The 12,954-nt window shown below is 60.3% G+C and carries 24 protein-coding genes; 8 read left to right on the top strand and 16 right to left on the bottom strand.

All coding sequences use genetic code 11. The annotated features are described in order from the left end of the window. Window position 1: 1 nt before the first annotated feature. The 4 genes from B0T39_RS09470 to B0T39_RS09455 all read right to left on the bottom strand — a co-directional run bounded on the left by B0T39_RS09470 (window position 2) and on the right by B0T39_RS09455 (window position 1,799). Window positions 2-301 carry a hypothetical protein gene (locus tag B0T39_RS09470; protein WP_081546019.1) on the bottom strand — a complete coding sequence of 100 codons (300 nt, stop codon included), beginning with the start codon at window positions 299-301 and terminating at the stop codon, window positions 2-4. A gap of 38 nt (window positions 302-339) precedes the next feature. Then, window positions 340-780, bottom strand: a complete 441-nt coding sequence (locus B0T39_RS09465; protein ID WP_081546017.1) for an XF1762 family protein — start codon at window positions 778-780, stop codon at window positions 340-342. Window positions 781-841: 61 nt separating this feature from the next. Continuing rightward, window positions 842-1,435: a hypothetical protein gene (locus B0T39_RS09460; protein WP_217806216.1), complete on the bottom strand. Its 594-nt coding sequence runs from the start codon at window positions 1,433-1,435 to the stop codon at window positions 842-844. Between the two features lie 85 nt (window positions 1,436-1,520). Then, window positions 1,521-1,799 (bottom strand): hypothetical protein, encoded by a 279-nt coding sequence (locus tag B0T39_RS09455; RefSeq protein WP_081546015.1) that lies wholly within the window; start codon window positions 1,797-1,799, stop codon window positions 1,521-1,523. Window positions 1,800-1,906: 107 nt separating this feature from the next. Here B0T39_RS09455 and B0T39_RS24980 point away from each other — a divergent pair, with 107 nt between their 5' ends. Further along, complete coding sequence (locus tag B0T39_RS24980) at window positions 1,907-2,092, top strand: hypothetical protein (RefSeq protein WP_141111158.1); 186 nt, start codon at window positions 1,907-1,909, stop codon at window positions 2,090-2,092. Between the two features lie 64 nt (window positions 2,093-2,156). Here B0T39_RS24980 and B0T39_RS09450 read toward each other — a convergent pair whose 3' ends face one another. The 10 genes from B0T39_RS09450 to B0T39_RS09410 all read right to left on the bottom strand — a co-directional run bounded on the left by B0T39_RS09450 (window position 2,157) and on the right by B0T39_RS09410 (window position 7,216). Continuing rightward, a complete protein-coding gene (locus B0T39_RS09450) occupies window positions 2,157-2,450 on the bottom strand; it encodes a hypothetical protein (RefSeq protein ID WP_081546013.1) in 294 nt (97 codons plus the stop codon). Continuing rightward, on the bottom strand, window positions 2,450-2,821 hold the full coding sequence (locus tag B0T39_RS09445; RefSeq protein WP_081546011.1) for a hypothetical protein: 372 nt from the start codon (window positions 2,819-2,821) through the stop codon (window positions 2,450-2,452). The genes B0T39_RS09450 and B0T39_RS09445 overlap by 1 nt, the downstream gene beginning before the upstream one ends. A gap of 48 nt (window positions 2,822-2,869) precedes the next feature. Continuing rightward, the gene (locus tag B0T39_RS09440) at window positions 2,870-3,769 is read right to left on the bottom strand and encodes a ribosome modulation factor (RefSeq protein WP_081546009.1); all 900 of its coding nucleotides are present in this window, start codon (window positions 3,767-3,769) and stop codon (window positions 2,870-2,872) included. Between the two features lie 12 nt (window positions 3,770-3,781). Further along, on the bottom strand, window positions 3,782-4,000 hold the full coding sequence (locus B0T39_RS09435; RefSeq protein WP_043636038.1) for a hypothetical protein: 219 nt from the start codon (window positions 3,998-4,000) through the stop codon (window positions 3,782-3,784). Window positions 4,001-4,003: 3 nt separating this feature from the next. Next, the gene (gene recT, locus B0T39_RS09430) at window positions 4,004-5,008 is read right to left on the bottom strand and encodes a recombination protein RecT (RefSeq protein WP_081546007.1); all 1,005 of its coding nucleotides are present in this window, start codon (window positions 5,006-5,008) and stop codon (window positions 4,004-4,006) included. Continuing rightward, window positions 5,005-5,946 carry a YqaJ viral recombinase family protein gene (locus tag B0T39_RS09425; RefSeq protein WP_081546005.1) on the bottom strand — a complete coding sequence of 314 codons (942 nt, stop codon included), beginning with the start codon at window positions 5,944-5,946 and terminating at the stop codon, window positions 5,005-5,007. The genes recT and B0T39_RS09425 overlap by 4 nt, the downstream gene beginning before the upstream one ends. A gap of 36 nt (window positions 5,947-5,982) precedes the next feature. Next, window positions 5,983-6,174, bottom strand: a complete 192-nt coding sequence (locus B0T39_RS09420; RefSeq protein WP_081546003.1) for a hypothetical protein — start codon at window positions 6,172-6,174, stop codon at window positions 5,983-5,985. Further along, entirely contained in the window at window positions 6,171-6,533 is a 363-nt protein-coding gene (locus B0T39_RS09415; RefSeq protein WP_081546001.1) for a hypothetical protein, read from the bottom strand. Before B0T39_RS09415 ends, B0T39_RS09420 begins: the two co-directional genes overlap by 4 nt. Before the next feature lie 79 nt (window positions 6,534-6,612). Then, complete coding sequence (locus tag B0T39_RS26170) at window positions 6,613-6,744, bottom strand: hypothetical protein (protein ID WP_254894529.1); 132 nt, start codon at window positions 6,742-6,744, stop codon at window positions 6,613-6,615. Window positions 6,745-6,871: 127 nt separating this feature from the next. After that, on the bottom strand, window positions 6,872-7,216 hold the full coding sequence (locus B0T39_RS09410; protein ID WP_081545999.1) for a hypothetical protein: 345 nt from the start codon (window positions 7,214-7,216) through the stop codon (window positions 6,872-6,874). Window positions 7,217-7,810: 594 nt separating this feature from the next. On the opposite strand from B0T39_RS09410, the gene B0T39_RS09405 reads away from it, so the two are divergent. After that, a complete protein-coding gene (locus tag B0T39_RS09405) occupies window positions 7,811-8,569 on the top strand; it encodes a helix-turn-helix transcriptional regulator (RefSeq protein ID WP_081545997.1) in 759 nt (252 codons plus the stop codon). A gap of 390 nt (window positions 8,570-8,959) precedes the next feature. Here B0T39_RS09405 and B0T39_RS24975 read toward each other — a convergent pair whose 3' ends face one another. After that, window positions 8,960-9,325, bottom strand: coding sequence for a hypothetical protein (locus B0T39_RS24975; protein WP_141111157.1), 366 nt, complete (start codon window positions 9,323-9,325; stop codon window positions 8,960-8,962). After that, complete coding sequence (locus B0T39_RS09395; RefSeq protein ID WP_141111156.1) at window positions 9,325-9,639, bottom strand: hypothetical protein; 315 nt, start codon at window positions 9,637-9,639, stop codon at window positions 9,325-9,327. The genes B0T39_RS24975 and B0T39_RS09395 overlap by 1 nt, the downstream gene beginning before the upstream one ends. Before the next feature lie 156 nt (window positions 9,640-9,795). Here B0T39_RS09395 and B0T39_RS09390 point away from each other — a divergent pair, with 156 nt between their 5' ends. From B0T39_RS09390 to B0T39_RS09365, 6 genes are read left to right on the top strand one after another with little or no spacing between them, the layout of a single operon-like run. Continuing rightward, a complete protein-coding gene (locus B0T39_RS09390) occupies window positions 9,796-10,041 on the top strand; it encodes a hypothetical protein (protein ID WP_048408955.1) in 246 nt (81 codons plus the stop codon). Continuing rightward, window positions 10,038-10,496, top strand: a complete 459-nt coding sequence (locus B0T39_RS09385; RefSeq protein ID WP_081545993.1) for a phage regulatory CII family protein — start codon at window positions 10,038-10,040, stop codon at window positions 10,494-10,496. The genes B0T39_RS09390 and B0T39_RS09385 overlap by 4 nt, the downstream gene beginning before the upstream one ends. A 2-nt stretch (window positions 10,497-10,498) precedes the next feature. Then, window positions 10,499-11,347: a hypothetical protein gene (locus B0T39_RS25620; protein WP_081545991.1), complete on the top strand. Its 849-nt coding sequence runs from the start codon at window positions 10,499-10,501 to the stop codon at window positions 11,345-11,347. After that, window positions 11,328-11,909: a hypothetical protein gene (locus B0T39_RS09375; RefSeq protein ID WP_081545989.1), complete on the top strand. Its 582-nt coding sequence runs from the start codon at window positions 11,328-11,330 to the stop codon at window positions 11,907-11,909. Before B0T39_RS25620 ends, B0T39_RS09375 begins: the two co-directional genes overlap by 20 nt. Continuing rightward, complete coding sequence (locus B0T39_RS09370) at window positions 11,906-12,349, top strand: RusA family crossover junction endodeoxyribonuclease (RefSeq protein ID WP_081545987.1); 444 nt, start codon at window positions 11,906-11,908, stop codon at window positions 12,347-12,349. The genes B0T39_RS09375 and B0T39_RS09370 overlap by 4 nt, the downstream gene beginning before the upstream one ends. After that, window positions 12,346-12,918: a hypothetical protein gene (locus B0T39_RS09365; protein WP_081545985.1), complete on the top strand. Its 573-nt coding sequence runs from the start codon at window positions 12,346-12,348 to the stop codon at window positions 12,916-12,918. Before B0T39_RS09370 ends, B0T39_RS09365 begins: the two co-directional genes overlap by 4 nt. Window positions 12,919-12,954: the final 36 nt, after the last annotated feature.

Below are 12,954 nucleotides of genomic sequence, written 5' to 3'. Positions count from 1 at the left end.
GTCACGCCTCCACTTTCTTGAAATCGCACTTGCAGGAGCCCATCAAGGCGTAGGTCAAGGCCCCAGGGGCATCTTCAGGGTACAGACGGCTACGGTGAACCTCCTTCGCGCCTAATCGCGCAACCTTTACCGTGATGATGTCCCCATCGATCTGCTCAATCTTCCCGGTCTTCAGCGTGGAGCGTGCGGTGTCCCGCCCGGTGGCCCGCGTCATGCTGAACGTGACTGTGTCGCCTGGAGCAAACTTGGTTCGATCCGGCTGCTTGTACTTCCCGCAGTCGGTGCATTGGTACTGGCTCATGCTCACTCCCAATAAGTAAGGGCCGCGTGAGCGACCCGTTATTCGATTTCCCACCGCAGCTTCTCTTGGGTGGGGTGTGTGTCTACGCGCGGCCGCGATGGGCAGTTCCATGATCCGCCGCCGGCCTGGCCAATCAGGCGCCAGCCAACTGCGCGAAGAGAGCCGCCGCCCTCGGCCGGTAGCGTGTAGGTGATCAAGCGTCGATAGCCCATCGCCCTGGCGGCACGCCACGCTGCCCCGTACAACATTGAGCAGGCATTGCGCGCGCCGTCGGTGCAGCAGCGGTTGACCTCCAATGTCCAGCCATCATCGAGCGCCCGCGCTACTGGCCTGCCGACGATGGCGACGCCGCGGATCCCATCGCCATCGCTTACTGCGACGGCGAACTTTGCGCCGGCCACCGGTTTGTGATGGCGGTGCTGCTGACGAACGAACTCGTTCGCTTCGCTGATGGATACCGGTGTGATGTTCAGAGACATGCGACCCACCTCAAGATTGGCCGGCCATCTGCGCGATAGCCGGTGTGGACCCAGCAGCCGGTCATGCGGCGGCCCTTTCGTTCTGCTTTGCGCAGAGCTTTGCGACCTGGACGAGCCACTCAGCAAACGCCGGCGGCGTATGCTCGCGCTCGGCCTTTGTAACCTCAGGCCGCAGTCGCAGCTTTTGCCACCGGTTGCTCTGCGCGATGACGTGCGAGGATTCGCCAATGCGGTATGGGATCGGTGGCAGTTCCGCCGGTGTGGCTCCGCAGATGTAAAGTCGGGTGGCCTTCTCTGCCTTGTGTCCCCACCACCATTGCGATACGACCAGTGTCCAGCCCCCCCAGGCGTCTGTTTGGCCAGGCTCTGGAAGCGGCTTCTCCTTCCACAGTAGCGAAGATGCGGGATGCTCCAGCACGCCGCCGTATTCGCGGATCTGATCCACCGCCCATAGCGCCAGCTCGCGCTCCCCCGGCCGCGGATTTGCCATATGCCGCAACCGGCCCCAAGCGCGGCAAGGGGGATGGGCGACAACCGGGCAGCCGCCCGGCCAGGCCCAGGCATCACGCTCTGCATCCCAAGCATCCACGCCGATCATCTGCTTGTAGACGCTGTCCGCGCGGACAAACAAGGCGGCCACTGGCTGCGAGGTCATGCGAGCTCCTCGCGGTCGTTAAAAAGCCCACTTGCGTGGGCTTCGTTGACTGCGGCAATCGCCGCGCCGGTGTCGGGTGTTTCAATCATGTGGGACATTTCCATTCCTCCGGGCCTTCGTTGTCTTCGTTCATCTCGATGTTGGCCTTCTCCCAATCGCCGGTCCGGTAGAACGCGGTCGAGTGCTCCAGCTCCTCGCCCAGTCGGCGGATAGCCCACGCGATGGCCTCATGCGTTGCCGTGCGGCAGTCGTGGCCGTGGCCTGGCTCCGCCGGCCGGTCAAAGTGGAAAATCTCGACTTTGTCAGCGGTGATTACGATGCGCAGCGGCTCGGTGGCCTCTTCCTGCTGGTTTTGCGGGTTCATGTTGCGATCCTTTCTCAAAAGTGCTGGGCCAAAATTTCGTGGTTTCACGTATTTGCCCACATACTCCCAGTTGCCATACTTCATCACCACGCCAAAAAGGAACTGCCATGGAAGAACTATCTGCTGAAGAACAACAGTGGCTTTCAACCGTGCTAAACAGTCCAGACCCGGTGACAGGCATACCGGAGGATGTTGCGTACTCGCTTGAAATGAAGTTTCTAATTGAAAGGTCTCTTGATGGCGGCCATGTGCCATCCATCAAAGCGGTTCAGTCAATGAAGTATCTTGGCTGAGCCTGTGGCTGGTTGATCGGTGCACCGGGATTAAGCCTGCGCCACGCGGCGAGGTCGTCGTCGGTCATATGCTCACCTTCCTGTAAATTTTCCGCTGACCTTCACGCCGAGCGATCCGCAACAGCCCGGCGTTGACGGCATCGGTGCAGATCAGCCGCGCCGACTCGATGCTGAGGCACAAGAGCTTGGCCACGTCCGCGCTCGTGAACTCGCCCCTGGGCATGTCTTCGACGCGATGCTCTACCCGATCAAGCGAGTACCGCGCGCCGGCCGGCTGCCGCTTCTTCGGCTCAGGCCGGTAGAACAGGTGCGCGAGACCGGGCACAACGCGCGGCGCGCTCTTGATGTCGGGGTACATCACGCCGCGGCCTGTACGAGATCGATCACGTTGCTGCGGGACTCGGTCGGCAGCTTTGCCAGATGCAGCGCGGCCCTCATCTCGAGGATGAGCTGATCTTGGGCTGCGAGCTGGCGCTCCAGCAGTTCGACACGCTCGGCTTCGGCGCGCAGGCCTTCGATCTCTACGCCCTGCTCGGCAAGCTGGCGCTGTTGCTGGCGGACTTCCAGCTCCAGCGCCTGGCGGAGCTTGATATTGAAGGCCGCGACATCTTCGCGGTCTTTGGCCTTGGCCTCCAATTCCCGGCACTGGCGCGCATGCTCTTCGCGCAGGCGTTCGAGGTAGCCCGCGTCTTTGTCAGGGGCTGCGGTTACGATAGCGATGATTGTCATGTTGTGGTCCTCAGCGGGCGCCCACGGCGCCCAGGTGTGATTCGGTGATTACGCGGCCGCCGCGGTGTCGGCGTCGTTGCTACTGGCGTCCAACTGCTCCAGCGTGCCGCCGGCGTCCAGCCAGGCTTGAACCCAAGCCGGCCTACGGCCGCGACCGGTCCAAGTCAGGCGGGAGTCATCCGGATGCTGGTAGCGCACCCCCGGGCTCGTGGAAGCGGCCGACGCATCGGTTTCCGGGCCGTCCCCGTCGTTCGGCTCTGCCTGATCGCCGCCGGCCAGCTCCTTGTGAAACTCCTTCCAGCCCTTGACCCATTCGATGCACAGCGCGCCGGACATGATCGGGCAATCGCTCTCAGGCTTGCCGGCCAGCGCAGCGTCGTAGCCGTCGTCAAAGGCTTTGTCGAGCTGCTCCTCGGTCGGCGTTTCATCGCCCGGCGCCGGCAACTGCGGCGCGTCGGCTACGAACTCCGCGTCGACTACATCGCCGCCGAAGATGTCGTCCATGCCGCCGCCGTCGTTGTCGTGGTACTCGTGTCCGAGGTCCATCGCGCGCTGGTCCGGTTCGCCGACGATCTGGTCCATGCCGCCGAGGTTTTCGTCGGCGTTGGCCACCACCAGCAAGCAAGTCTTGCCGGTGGCGCGCATCAGATCCACGATGCCGGCGGCGTTCTGGTTGACCTTGAACTGGACCTTCACGCCATCCTTGCTGACGAACTGCTCAAGATGGGCGGGCACGGTGACGCGACCCTCGGAGCTCAGCAAGTGGATGGCCATTTTGACGTTCGACTCAACGCGCTTGCGCATACGCTCGATCACGTCGTCCTGCTTGGCCTGGCTGAGCTTCTGCCAGACATCCGGCAGCAGCTTCACTTCAGCTACCAGCGCGCTGAGCAGGTCTTTGCCGATGGTGTCGGATGTCATCGCGCGGAAGTCTTTGTTGTCTTGCATGGGGTGATCCTTTCAGATTGAGGAGGCAATGCGTTCTAAGTGATGGCGCTGCAGACTGCTGATGTGCATGCCCATGCCGTACTGCTTCAGCCGGGCCTGCATGGTTTCGATGAAGTCGCGGTCCCAATCGCTGCCGTTGCGGGCGTTGGTTTCCGCGTCTGAGAGAAGATCGCGCAGCCGGTCGGGCGTATAGAGCGAGCTTGCCGGCCGCGTTGAGATGACGCGGCTCATGGGTCAATCACCCAACAGCTCGGCCCGGCGCGCGTGATACAGGTCGCTCAGCTGCTGGAAGGCCTCGCCGTCGGCAATGCCGCTGAACTCGTCGGCCATGATGTCGAGGGCGTCGATATCCGAGCATTTCGCGATCTTGGCCTTGTAGGCCTCGATATCGAACGACGGCGCAGCACCCTGCCCCTGCGGCTGGTCATCCAGCGCTGGCGCGCCATCGTCGACAACGCTGTATTCGCCGGTGAGGATCGCCGCGTTGTCCTGGTCCTTGCCGGCGTCGGCCCGCTCGTCCAGCGTCACTGCTGTCTGCAGCTCAATCGACACCGGCAACCACTTGAACAGCCGGCGGCAGACGGTCTTCTTCGCCATCTCTTCCCAGTGCGAAACCCACGGGCCGTTTTGTGCCGCCTTGCTGGTCTTGCGCACTTTCTCCACATCGAACCGGCTCATAACTTCGAACTGGACGCCGCCATCTTTCAGCTTGGCCACGGCGTAGACGTGGGTCACTTCGCCGCGCTCGTTGTCGGCTGGCACGTGGATGATGTTCGGGTCCAAGCCCAGCTGGTAGCTGAACTTGTCCTGCTCGTGCACCGTGTGCGCGCTGATGCTGATGATCTGGCCCGAGCGGCGCGCTAGGTCGATCATGCCGCGGTAGCCAATGATCAACTGCACGTTGGCCAGGCCGTCAGAGGCCTTGCCATTGCCGAACGGCAGCAGGTAGGCGTGGCCGAGGGCGTTGCCTGGCTCCAGGCCCAACTGCGCGCACTGCATCACCGCGCCGAGGAAGCTTTCCTGATTGCACTTGGCCAGCGCCGGCACTTTGCGAATCTCGGTGAGCGCGATGCGTGCCAGGCGGTCAGCGTTCAGGTGCTTCGGCAGCGCCAGGGCCATCTGGTTTTTGATCTTGGGATCGGACAGCAGGCCGGCCAGCGTCTTGGGCTTGTCTGCGGCGGTGGCCACTTGGCCTGTCAGCCTGGCCTTGAGTTGGTCGGTTCGGGTTGCGGTGGTCATGCTGCTTGCTCCTTCGCCTTCTTGTGGCGGAAATCGATATAGGTCACGGCGTCAACTGTGTATGAACCGCGGGAGATGGCCTTGCGGGTGAACTGCGAGCCGTCCGGCAGCTTGCCGACGGCGGCCTCTCCCATCTGAGCCAATAAGTGGTTCTTTGCACCGGTGGCGACGGCCTCGTACAGCTTTTTCTGCTCGTTCGCCTCGTCCATGACTGCCTTCCAGTGAGCGGCACTGTCCGGCAGGGCTATTTCCTCGCCGTTCGTCCCCGGGTATAGCTTTGCAAGCAGATCGGGCGTGGTCGCGTGATCACAATCCAGTTCAGGCGCCTTGCCTGTTTGGACGCGGTCCCAGAACGCCGCTTCGTGTTCAACCATGTTGGCGATCAAGTCGTCATCGCGCTTGATCTGGTAAATCCGAAAATCCGGGCCCGACATCAGCACCGCCAGGTCGCACAGCTCGGCGCCGGTCACTGCCATGTAGTGCTGGCACTGCGCCAGATAATGGATGGGAACTTGGTCGGTCCCTGATGGCCCCCATGCATCGGAATCGATGAAGCGGCTCAGCGTGGTTTTGCACTCCAGAATGTGGCGCGTGCGGATCTGGCCCTTGTGCTGTGGCCGCTTATCCCCTTCCCATACCAGACGGTCCAGATTACCGAGCATCCACGGATGTTCCGGATGGCGAAGCATCGTCGAGCAGCGCTCAACCCTGCGCCCGGTTTCCTCGCTGTAGAGCTGGGCGACATAGTCTTCCAGCCCGTTGCCTATCCGGACGGCCAGCTTGTCGCTCAAGTCGTCAGCCTCGATCTCTCCGCGCTTCTCCTTGTAGAGCTGCAGCGGCTGCTTGTAGCGGTTCACACCCAGCACCGTGCCGGCGTCGCTGCCGCCGATGCCGGTGTTGCGCAGTGCGAGCCATTCGTCGCGCGAGATTGCAGTCATGGTTACTCCTCGCCATGTGGGCGTAAAAAAGGCCGCTCAGGCGGCCTTGTCGTTGATTGGGTCTTCTCCGGCGAGCTCACGCTCCAGCTGGCGCTGCCAGTAGTCGCCGCGCCGGCGGCGGTGTTCCGGGGTTTCTGGCTTGCTGCGCACCTTGGGGACGAGCTCGCTGGCCCTGGCGCCCTGGGCGATCTTGATGAAGTCGCGCAGCTCGGTGTTGTGGCCGATCACGCAGCCTCCCGTTCATCGTCGGCCCGGCCGTCCATCTGGTCGCGCGCCGCAGCCGTGTTGAAGGTGCGCACTGCGGCGACAAGCGGCTGCAGCTGCTCACCCATCGGGCAGCAGTCAAACACCTTGCGCAGCAGGTCTTGCCCCAGGAACAGGTACAAGGCTTCCAGCGCTTCCGGGCGGCCGCTCTCATACATCTCTTGGAAAAACCGCTCGCCCATCGCACGGCAGCAATCGGGATCGGCGAGCATCAGGTCGGTCTCATGCTCAACAGCAAGATGGTCCATCTCTTCCGCCGCCATCGCGGCACCGTGCCGACCCAAGTCGGCAAGCACTTTGCAAGACAGGTTTTGCAGGCTCATGGTGATCAACTCCAAAAAGGTTGCAGCGCCAGCAGCAGCACGATGGCCGCGCCGATGGCGATGGTTTGAAGGGCGTAGCTCATCGCGCCCTCACGACTTGGTGAACCGGTGTACCTCGGCGGCTGAACCACATGAAGCGCAAACACTCGCCGTTGGCGCGCAACTGCTGCGCCTGGGCGTCGCTGAGCCAGCCGATCATGAAGTGCGGCATGCTGTGACCTCCAAAAAGAAGCCGCCCGGCTGGGGTGAGCGCGGGCGGCCAAGGTACTGCGGGGGAAACTGGTGGGCCACGCTGGCCCCTGAAGCCGTTGGGTCAGGCCGCTCTCGCCTGTTTGCTGCTACTGCAAAATTGTCGTCCTGCCGTCATGGCGCAGAACCTCGCCACACTCTCCGATCGTCACATTCGCATCACTGTGCTGACGCAGGGCTCTCTTGACTGCCGTTTCTGCATCACGTTTGTATTCGTCAAACTCAGACTGCAGCCTGTCGAATTTCCCTTTCCACTCTCGCTCGATGTCGGAAATACGATCGCTTGAAGGTGGAGAGTAAAAGGCCATGCCGTAATTCTCATGGCCGCCACTAACGCTATCTGCCAGACATTCCAGTTGCTCGTCTGTCAACGTCAAATCGCAATCTTCCGCACCCAGTTGGATGCACTCCTTCCAATAATCGATGTCGCCCATTTGTCTCTCCTCACACATCGAAGCGGGCCGGTGCTGTGATCTCCGGCATTGTTCCTTCCAGGTGGAAAATCTCGCGGCGGATCGGACACCGCCGGCCACCCTTCTAGTCGCGCATCAGCCTGCGCATTCCGCTTCAATGTGCCGCCTCTCGCGAAGCGGCTTGTACAACTCGGCCCCCGTTACTCGCCACCTGGGGCTGGGCGTCTTCCAGTTTCATTCTCCGGCTATCGCGCCTTCGTCCACTGGTCACAGGTGATTGCTTCACCTGGCTTGCTCCCGCTTTACCGGCGCGGGGCTTACTACTGAGGCCGGGCCTAGGGCCGCCTAATGGCGGGTATCGGCTGCTATCTCTGCGTGTTGTTAAGGATCGGCGCCCGGTGTGCTGGGCTGGTGACCGAACAATAGCAACGAGCGAATGTTCATGCAATAGCAACGAGCTAATTTTCATTGGCAATGTTGCTTTTTTGTCGTGCGACCAATCGCACGTTGCTCTGCAAACTGGGTATCTAAATAGGAAGAAGGGAGACATGTGAGCTGTTCGGAGACACAAAGGCCGCCTCAAAATGGCCTAATGTGAACAATGAGGAGGTCTTAATGCAGATAACGCTTTCAAACCTGCCGGAGGCCGTCGAGCTTTTCAGGCAGCGGACTGGCGCCGTGGTACACGACGTAGCGGTGCTCAGGCGGGTGCTAATCAAGGTACGAACTGCGCACGATCTTGAAGCGGCCCTAGCCCTGGTGCGCGCGGCCGCCGGCGGAGTACCGCTCATCTTGGTGGCGTTCTTCGGCGACCAAGGGTTCGACAAAGCGCTGAACATAAACCTCGGATGGCCCAAAGCCTGGATCGCAACGTACTCAGCAAACCAGTTCCATCGCGTTGACCCTGTTGCCTACGGCCCAGCCGGCGCCGTATTTCCGTGGTCGCCGATGCTGACGACGCTGGAGCCCCGGACAAAACTTGACGAGCAGTTCATACGGGCAGTCAAAGAAAACCAGATGCAATACGGTCTGTCATTCATTGGCGAGTGGCAAGACTGCCGCGTGATTCTGTCGATGATAGGGAAAGAGATAGAGGACGACCGGGAGACTCGCGATTTGCTGGAAGTCCTAATGCCGGATCTAGTGGACGTTGCCTATAGAGTTTTTGCTTCAAACAGGAAAACTTCCCAAATGGAAGTAATTCAGCAAACACTAATAGAACTGTATTGTCACAAGGGATTAAAAAAAGACGAGATAGCATTAGAATTAGGCATGACGAGAAAAGGCGTGGATTACCACATAAACCAGCTCATGGACCGTTATTCCGCCAACACTATAGAACAATTGATGTTCAAGATTGGTGCATGTGAATAGCTCATATCTCTTAAATACTTACTTCAAAAATACGTAGAAATACTGTGTACAGTTTTGACTTCCCATAGGGAAGTGACACTGAACTCCGTCAAATGGGAAAATATCGTCACAACACAACAACATAGTGACAAATGACAGGCCCTACGCTCGACGAAGAAACGGAGTAAGAAATGCAATGCGGTAAAAGTAGCAACACGAATCACCCCTGCATCCACGCGACAAACTGCCATCACTTCAAGGCAATCGTGGACGCGAACGACGAAGAGGGACCTATCGCCCAGCTGCTGGTTCAGATCCTTCCATCAGGGAAGTTGCGCTTGAGCAGCGCGGATGGAGAGGTGGGAAAAATCCTGAAGTTCTTCTCGTGATAAATGGCGCCGGGAGGCGCCATTAAGCATTCTTGTCGCGAAGTATCAACGTTTCGCGAATCAGATTGAGAAACGTCTCTGCCTCCAACTCAGCAAGGATATGGGCCAACTCCTCCATAGAACGAGCCTCTATTTTTAATTCCCGGCCGTCGGCACATATTGGATGAGGGCGATCCATCCATCCAGTTGGTTTGCCGCAACCTTGCTCCAACTTCCTGGCAAGTGTATGCCCCACACCGCGCGGGCGCCCGCTCGGAAGGGGCACACCGTTCAGGATATGGGATAGATAGGCAGGTGATGTATCTGAAACTTGTGCGACAGCAGCAATAGTAGATCGCTCAACCACCAAAGCCCGGAGGTTTTCAAGTCTTACATCTTCAACCTTCATTACACCTTCTTGGCGTGCTGGGCCAGTGCATCGGTTATGAGCTTGTGCAGGGTGTTTGTCTCCAGCTCACCCAATATGCTGGCGAGCTCCTCCAGAGAACTGGCTTCAATTCGCTGCACCTGGCCACCACTGCCTATAGGATGAGGGTGATCCATCCAGCCCATTGGCTTGCCGCAGCCCTGCTCCAGCTTCCTGGCCAAATCCGGGCCAACATCACGCGGCTTACCTGTACGCGACGGCACACGGTTCAATATCTGGCTCAAATAAGATGGGGATGTATCAGCGACCTGGGCGACGGCTGCGATGGTGGACATCTCAGTCACTAAGGTCCGCAAATTATCCAGTCTGATGTCTTCAACTCTCATATCGCACTTATAGCATTTTGCTAAGACCCAAGACATGCGCACGTTGCTATTGCTTTAGCATTTGCACGTTGCTAATATCGCCTCATCACCACCCTGGAGATGAGCATGAAGCTGAACACCATGACGGCGCAGGAGCGAAAGGCTCTAGCAGAAGCGGCCGGCACAGACCACGTCTACCTGTATCAATGTGGCGCAGGCCTCAGGAAGCCAAGCCCCGACCTCTGCCGCCGCATAGTAAAGGCTGACCCGAGATTTCTTCTGTCCGATCTCCGTCCTGACATCTGGGACGCCAATACGAGCGTAGCAGTCAGCTCGAATGATGAATGCATGAATAGCGAGGTGCAATCATGAGCTCCCGCTACATTCACATCACGGCCGCCGCCCAGACGATCGCAAAGAGCCACCACAACGGCATTGCCGGCCTGGCCGCCGCGATGAAGACCTACCCCAAGCTGCTGGCCAACAAGCTGAACCCCAACTGCGAAACCAACCAGCTGACGCTTGAGGAGGCCGCAGAGATCACCGACCGCACGCAAGACCCGGCCATCGCCGACGCCCTGGCCGCGCTCTGCAACCGCGTGACTGTTGCCCTGCCTGATGCGGAGATAACGCTCAAAGAACTCTCCCGCGAGTGCTGCCGGCTGACGACGGAATGCGGCGAGGTCGCGCGCGAGATTTCCGATGCAGAGCAGCCCACCTCCGAGTGGGGCGAGCGCGTCAGCCCGGCTGAAGCCAAGCGGATCGAGTCCGCGCTCTGGGATCTGGTCTCGGTGACCATGGGCATGATCCAGCGAGTCAGGGGGTAGCGATGAGCACCCAATGGCTGCGCCTTTGGCATGACATGCCAAACGACCCCAAATGGCGGACGATCAGCCGCATCTCCGGGCAACCGATTGCGCTGGTGCAAGCCGTCTATCTGCATTTGCTGGTCGATGCGTCACGCAATGTCACGCGAGGTCACGTGACTGTCACGGCAGAAGATTTATCCAGCGCTCTCGACGTGACAGAGGACGCAATCAAGGCCATTCAAGACGCGATGCAAGGCCGCGTTTTGGACGGTAATAAGCTGTCAGGGTGGGATGGGCGCCAGCCAAAACGCGAGGACTCAGGCGACGAGAAAACCGGCGCAAAGTCAGCTGCAGAAAGGAAACGAGAGCAGCGCCAGCGTCAGAGAGAGGCCAAAGAGCTTTCAGGCTCACAGCCAGTGTCACGGCAATGTCACGACGAGTCACGCAATGTCCCGCTAGATAAAGATAAAGATACAGATAAACCCACCTCACTACGTTCGGTGGGTGAGAGCTCGCGCGACACCGGCGATGGCCTCACCGTCCCTGACGACTTTCAACCGGCGCGGGTTGACGTGGCGAAAGCACAATCGTCAGGCCTGGATCTGGCGACCGAAGTCGATCGCTTCGTTGCCCACTACCAAGCCCGACGCGAGACCCGTGCCGATCTGCAAGCCTGGCAGGCTCAATTCCGCAAGTGGATGCTCGACCAGCAGCAGTTCAACGCCGACCGGCAGCGCGTCACCGACGCCAAGGTGCGAGCTGCGAACCGCCCAGGGGCAGATGCTGGCCGCGCCGCCGCCGCTGACTCAATCGGCGTAGGCGATCATTACCTCACCACCGGAGGCAGCTATGAAGCGATCCCATCTTGACCGCGCCACGGTGCGGGAGATTTTCCGCGTTCTCCGCGGCAGTTTCGGAAGCGTGTTCCTCGAAAAATTCAGAACGGGGAAGTTGGTCGAAGGCGGCCCGAATGACGGCCACGACGTCGGCGTACTGGAGGCGATGGACGTGTGGGCCCAAAAGCTGCGGAACCTGTCCCCTGCGGACGTCAAGCACGGTCTGGATACCACGTTCAAGCACCCGCCGTCCTGCGACGAGTTCCTGACCGCCTGCTGCGCCCGTGACATCCGGCCGCCGGCGCCGGAGTACAACCCGAACCAGCTCACCGGGCCGCGGATGACCCGCGAAGAGGCCGAAGTGCAGATCGCCCAGGTCAAACGCGCAGCGCGAAGCATGCGCTTCCCGAGTGACAACGTTCGCAAGCTGGAATGGGCCTATGCAATCGCCGACGAGACCGCGCGAGGCGTCTACAAGGGCGGGATGCATGGCAAGCGCATGGCGGCCGAAGCGATCCAAGACTCACGCAAGCCTGTGCCGGAAAGCCTTGTTCCGTTCCTGACGAAAACCAACCCCATGGAGGACGCGGCATGACCCCGATCCGCTTCACCGTACCCGGCGCGCCAGTCGGGAAAGGGCGCCCCAAGGTCAGCACGCGAGGCGGCAAGTTCGCACGGATGTACACGCCGGAGAAAACCGCGAGCTACGAGGGAATGGTCGCACTTGCCGCCCAGCAAGCCATGGCCGGCCGCGCACCGCTCACCGGCCCCGCTGACGTCCGCATGCTGATCACGCTGCCGATCCCAGCGAGCTGGAGCAAGAAAAAACAGGCGGCGGCCATCGCCGGCCAGGTGCTACCCACGAAAAAGCCCGACGCCGACAACGTGGTGAAAGCGCTGTTCGATGGCATGAACGGCATCGTGTGGACCGATGACGTCCAGGCATGCGACATCGTCGTCCGTAAGCGCTATGGCGAGACGCCGGGGGTTGTCGTGCAGGTTCAGGAAATACAGGGCGCGCTGTTCGCCGCATGACCGTGATGACCAAACAAGACAAAAACGAAATCGAGGGCGATATGCAGTTCTCAACTATCCGCGCGCTGGTTGGCTGGGCGTTTCAGATGTCCGAGGCGATCCCGGTGAAAGTCCAGAAGTTCGCAGAGGCGGCACCTCGCGAGTTCGACGCGCTTACACCGGACGAGTTGAAAATGCTGGCGGTAGACATTCTGGCGAAGGTGGCCCGGCTGCCGGCGCGCGAACAGCAGGTGCTGGCCGCATACTTCACAGCGGATACCCGGGCAGTAATTGAGGCTGCCCGGCTGCTGCCAGGTGGCTGGCCAACTGCGTTGCGCCGAGAGCTCACCCGCGGTTGGGTGAACGAACAGGAGATGGCCCGGAGTCAGGACGACATGGGCCAGACCTACATGCTGTCCCAGCCGACAATCTGCCGGCGCCAGCATGAGGCGTTCCGCATCCTCAGCGGCACGTTCTCAACCGCACTTGCTGTAATCGAGGTGCAGGTGCTGGATTTGGTGAAGCATGCAACATACCGGAACGCCAAGCGCAGCAAGGCTTTCCACAGTAACACTTGCGTTGCTACGTGAATAAATTTATACTGTTTTACAGCAGCCCAAACCACG

The organism is Chromobacterium haemolyticum (assembly GCF_002081825.1).
Lineage (GTDB): Bacteria > Pseudomonadota > Gammaproteobacteria > Burkholderiales > Chromobacteriaceae > Chromobacterium > Chromobacterium fluminis.
This window is presented reverse-complemented; position numbering and strand designations above follow the sequence as displayed.

Excerpts from the sequence above, each read along its gene's own strand:
- B0T39_RS09470 (WP_081546019.1), bottom strand. The coding sequence starts at position 301 with ATGAGCCAGTACCAATGCACCGACTGCGGGAAGTACAAGCAGCCGGAT.
- B0T39_RS09465 (WP_081546017.1), bottom strand. The coding sequence starts at position 780 with ATGTCTCTGAACATCACACCGGTATCCATCAGCGAAGCGAACGAGTTC.
- B0T39_RS09460 (WP_217806216.1), bottom strand. The coding sequence starts at position 1,435 with ATGACCTCGCAGCCAGTGGCCGCCTTGTTTGTCCGCGCGGACAGCGTC.
- B0T39_RS09455 (WP_081546015.1), bottom strand. The coding sequence starts at position 1,799 with ATGAACCCGCAAAACCAGCAGGAAGAGGCCACCGAGCCGCTGCGCATC.
- B0T39_RS24980 (WP_141111158.1), top strand. The coding sequence starts at position 1,907 with ATGGAAGAACTATCTGCTGAAGAACAACAGTGGCTTTCAACCGTGCTA.
- B0T39_RS09450 (WP_081546013.1), bottom strand. The coding sequence starts at position 2,450 with ATGTACCCCGACATCAAGAGCGCGCCGCGCGTTGTGCCCGGTCTCGCG.
- B0T39_RS09445 (WP_081546011.1), bottom strand. The coding sequence starts at position 2,821 with ATGACAATCATCGCTATCGTAACCGCAGCCCCTGACAAAGACGCGGGC.
- B0T39_RS09440 (WP_081546009.1), bottom strand. The coding sequence starts at position 3,769 with ATGCAAGACAACAAAGACTTCCGCGCGATGACATCCGACACCATCGGC.
- B0T39_RS09435 (WP_043636038.1), bottom strand. The coding sequence starts at position 4,000 with ATGAGCCGCGTCATCTCAACGCGGCCGGCAAGCTCGCTCTATACGCCC.
- recT (WP_081546007.1), bottom strand. The coding sequence starts at position 5,008 with ATGACCACCGCAACCCGAACCGACCAACTCAAGGCCAGGCTGACAGGC.
- B0T39_RS09425 (WP_081546005.1), bottom strand. The coding sequence starts at position 5,946 with ATGACTGCAATCTCGCGCGACGAATGGCTCGCACTGCGCAACACCGGC.
- B0T39_RS09415 (WP_081546001.1), bottom strand. The coding sequence starts at position 6,533 with ATGAGCCTGCAAAACCTGTCTTGCAAAGTGCTTGCCGACTTGGGTCGG.
- B0T39_RS26170 (WP_254894529.1), bottom strand. The coding sequence starts at position 6,744 with ATGCCGCACTTCATGATCGGCTGGCTCAGCGACGCCCAGGCGCAGCAG.
- B0T39_RS09410 (WP_081545999.1), bottom strand. The coding sequence starts at position 7,216 with ATGGGCGACATCGATTATTGGAAGGAGTGCATCCAACTGGGTGCGGAA.
- B0T39_RS09405 (WP_081545997.1), top strand. The coding sequence starts at position 7,811 with ATGCAGATAACGCTTTCAAACCTGCCGGAGGCCGTCGAGCTTTTCAGG.
- B0T39_RS24975 (WP_141111157.1), bottom strand. The coding sequence starts at position 9,325 with ATGAAGGTTGAAGATGTAAGACTTGAAAACCTCCGGGCTTTGGTGGTT.
- B0T39_RS09395 (WP_141111156.1), bottom strand. The coding sequence starts at position 9,639 with ATGTCCACCATCGCAGCCGTCGCCCAGGTCGCTGATACATCCCCATCT.
- B0T39_RS09390 (WP_048408955.1), top strand. The coding sequence starts at position 9,796 with ATGAAGCTGAACACCATGACGGCGCAGGAGCGAAAGGCTCTAGCAGAA.
- B0T39_RS09385 (WP_081545993.1), top strand. The coding sequence starts at position 10,038 with ATGAGCTCCCGCTACATTCACATCACGGCCGCCGCCCAGACGATCGCA.
- B0T39_RS25620 (WP_081545991.1), top strand. The coding sequence starts at position 10,499 with ATGAGCACCCAATGGCTGCGCCTTTGGCATGACATGCCAAACGACCCC.
- B0T39_RS09375 (WP_081545989.1), top strand. The coding sequence starts at position 11,328 with ATGAAGCGATCCCATCTTGACCGCGCCACGGTGCGGGAGATTTTCCGC.
- B0T39_RS09370 (WP_081545987.1), top strand. The coding sequence starts at position 11,906 with ATGACCCCGATCCGCTTCACCGTACCCGGCGCGCCAGTCGGGAAAGGG.
- B0T39_RS09365 (WP_081545985.1), top strand. The coding sequence starts at position 12,346 with ATGACCGTGATGACCAAACAAGACAAAAACGAAATCGAGGGCGATATG.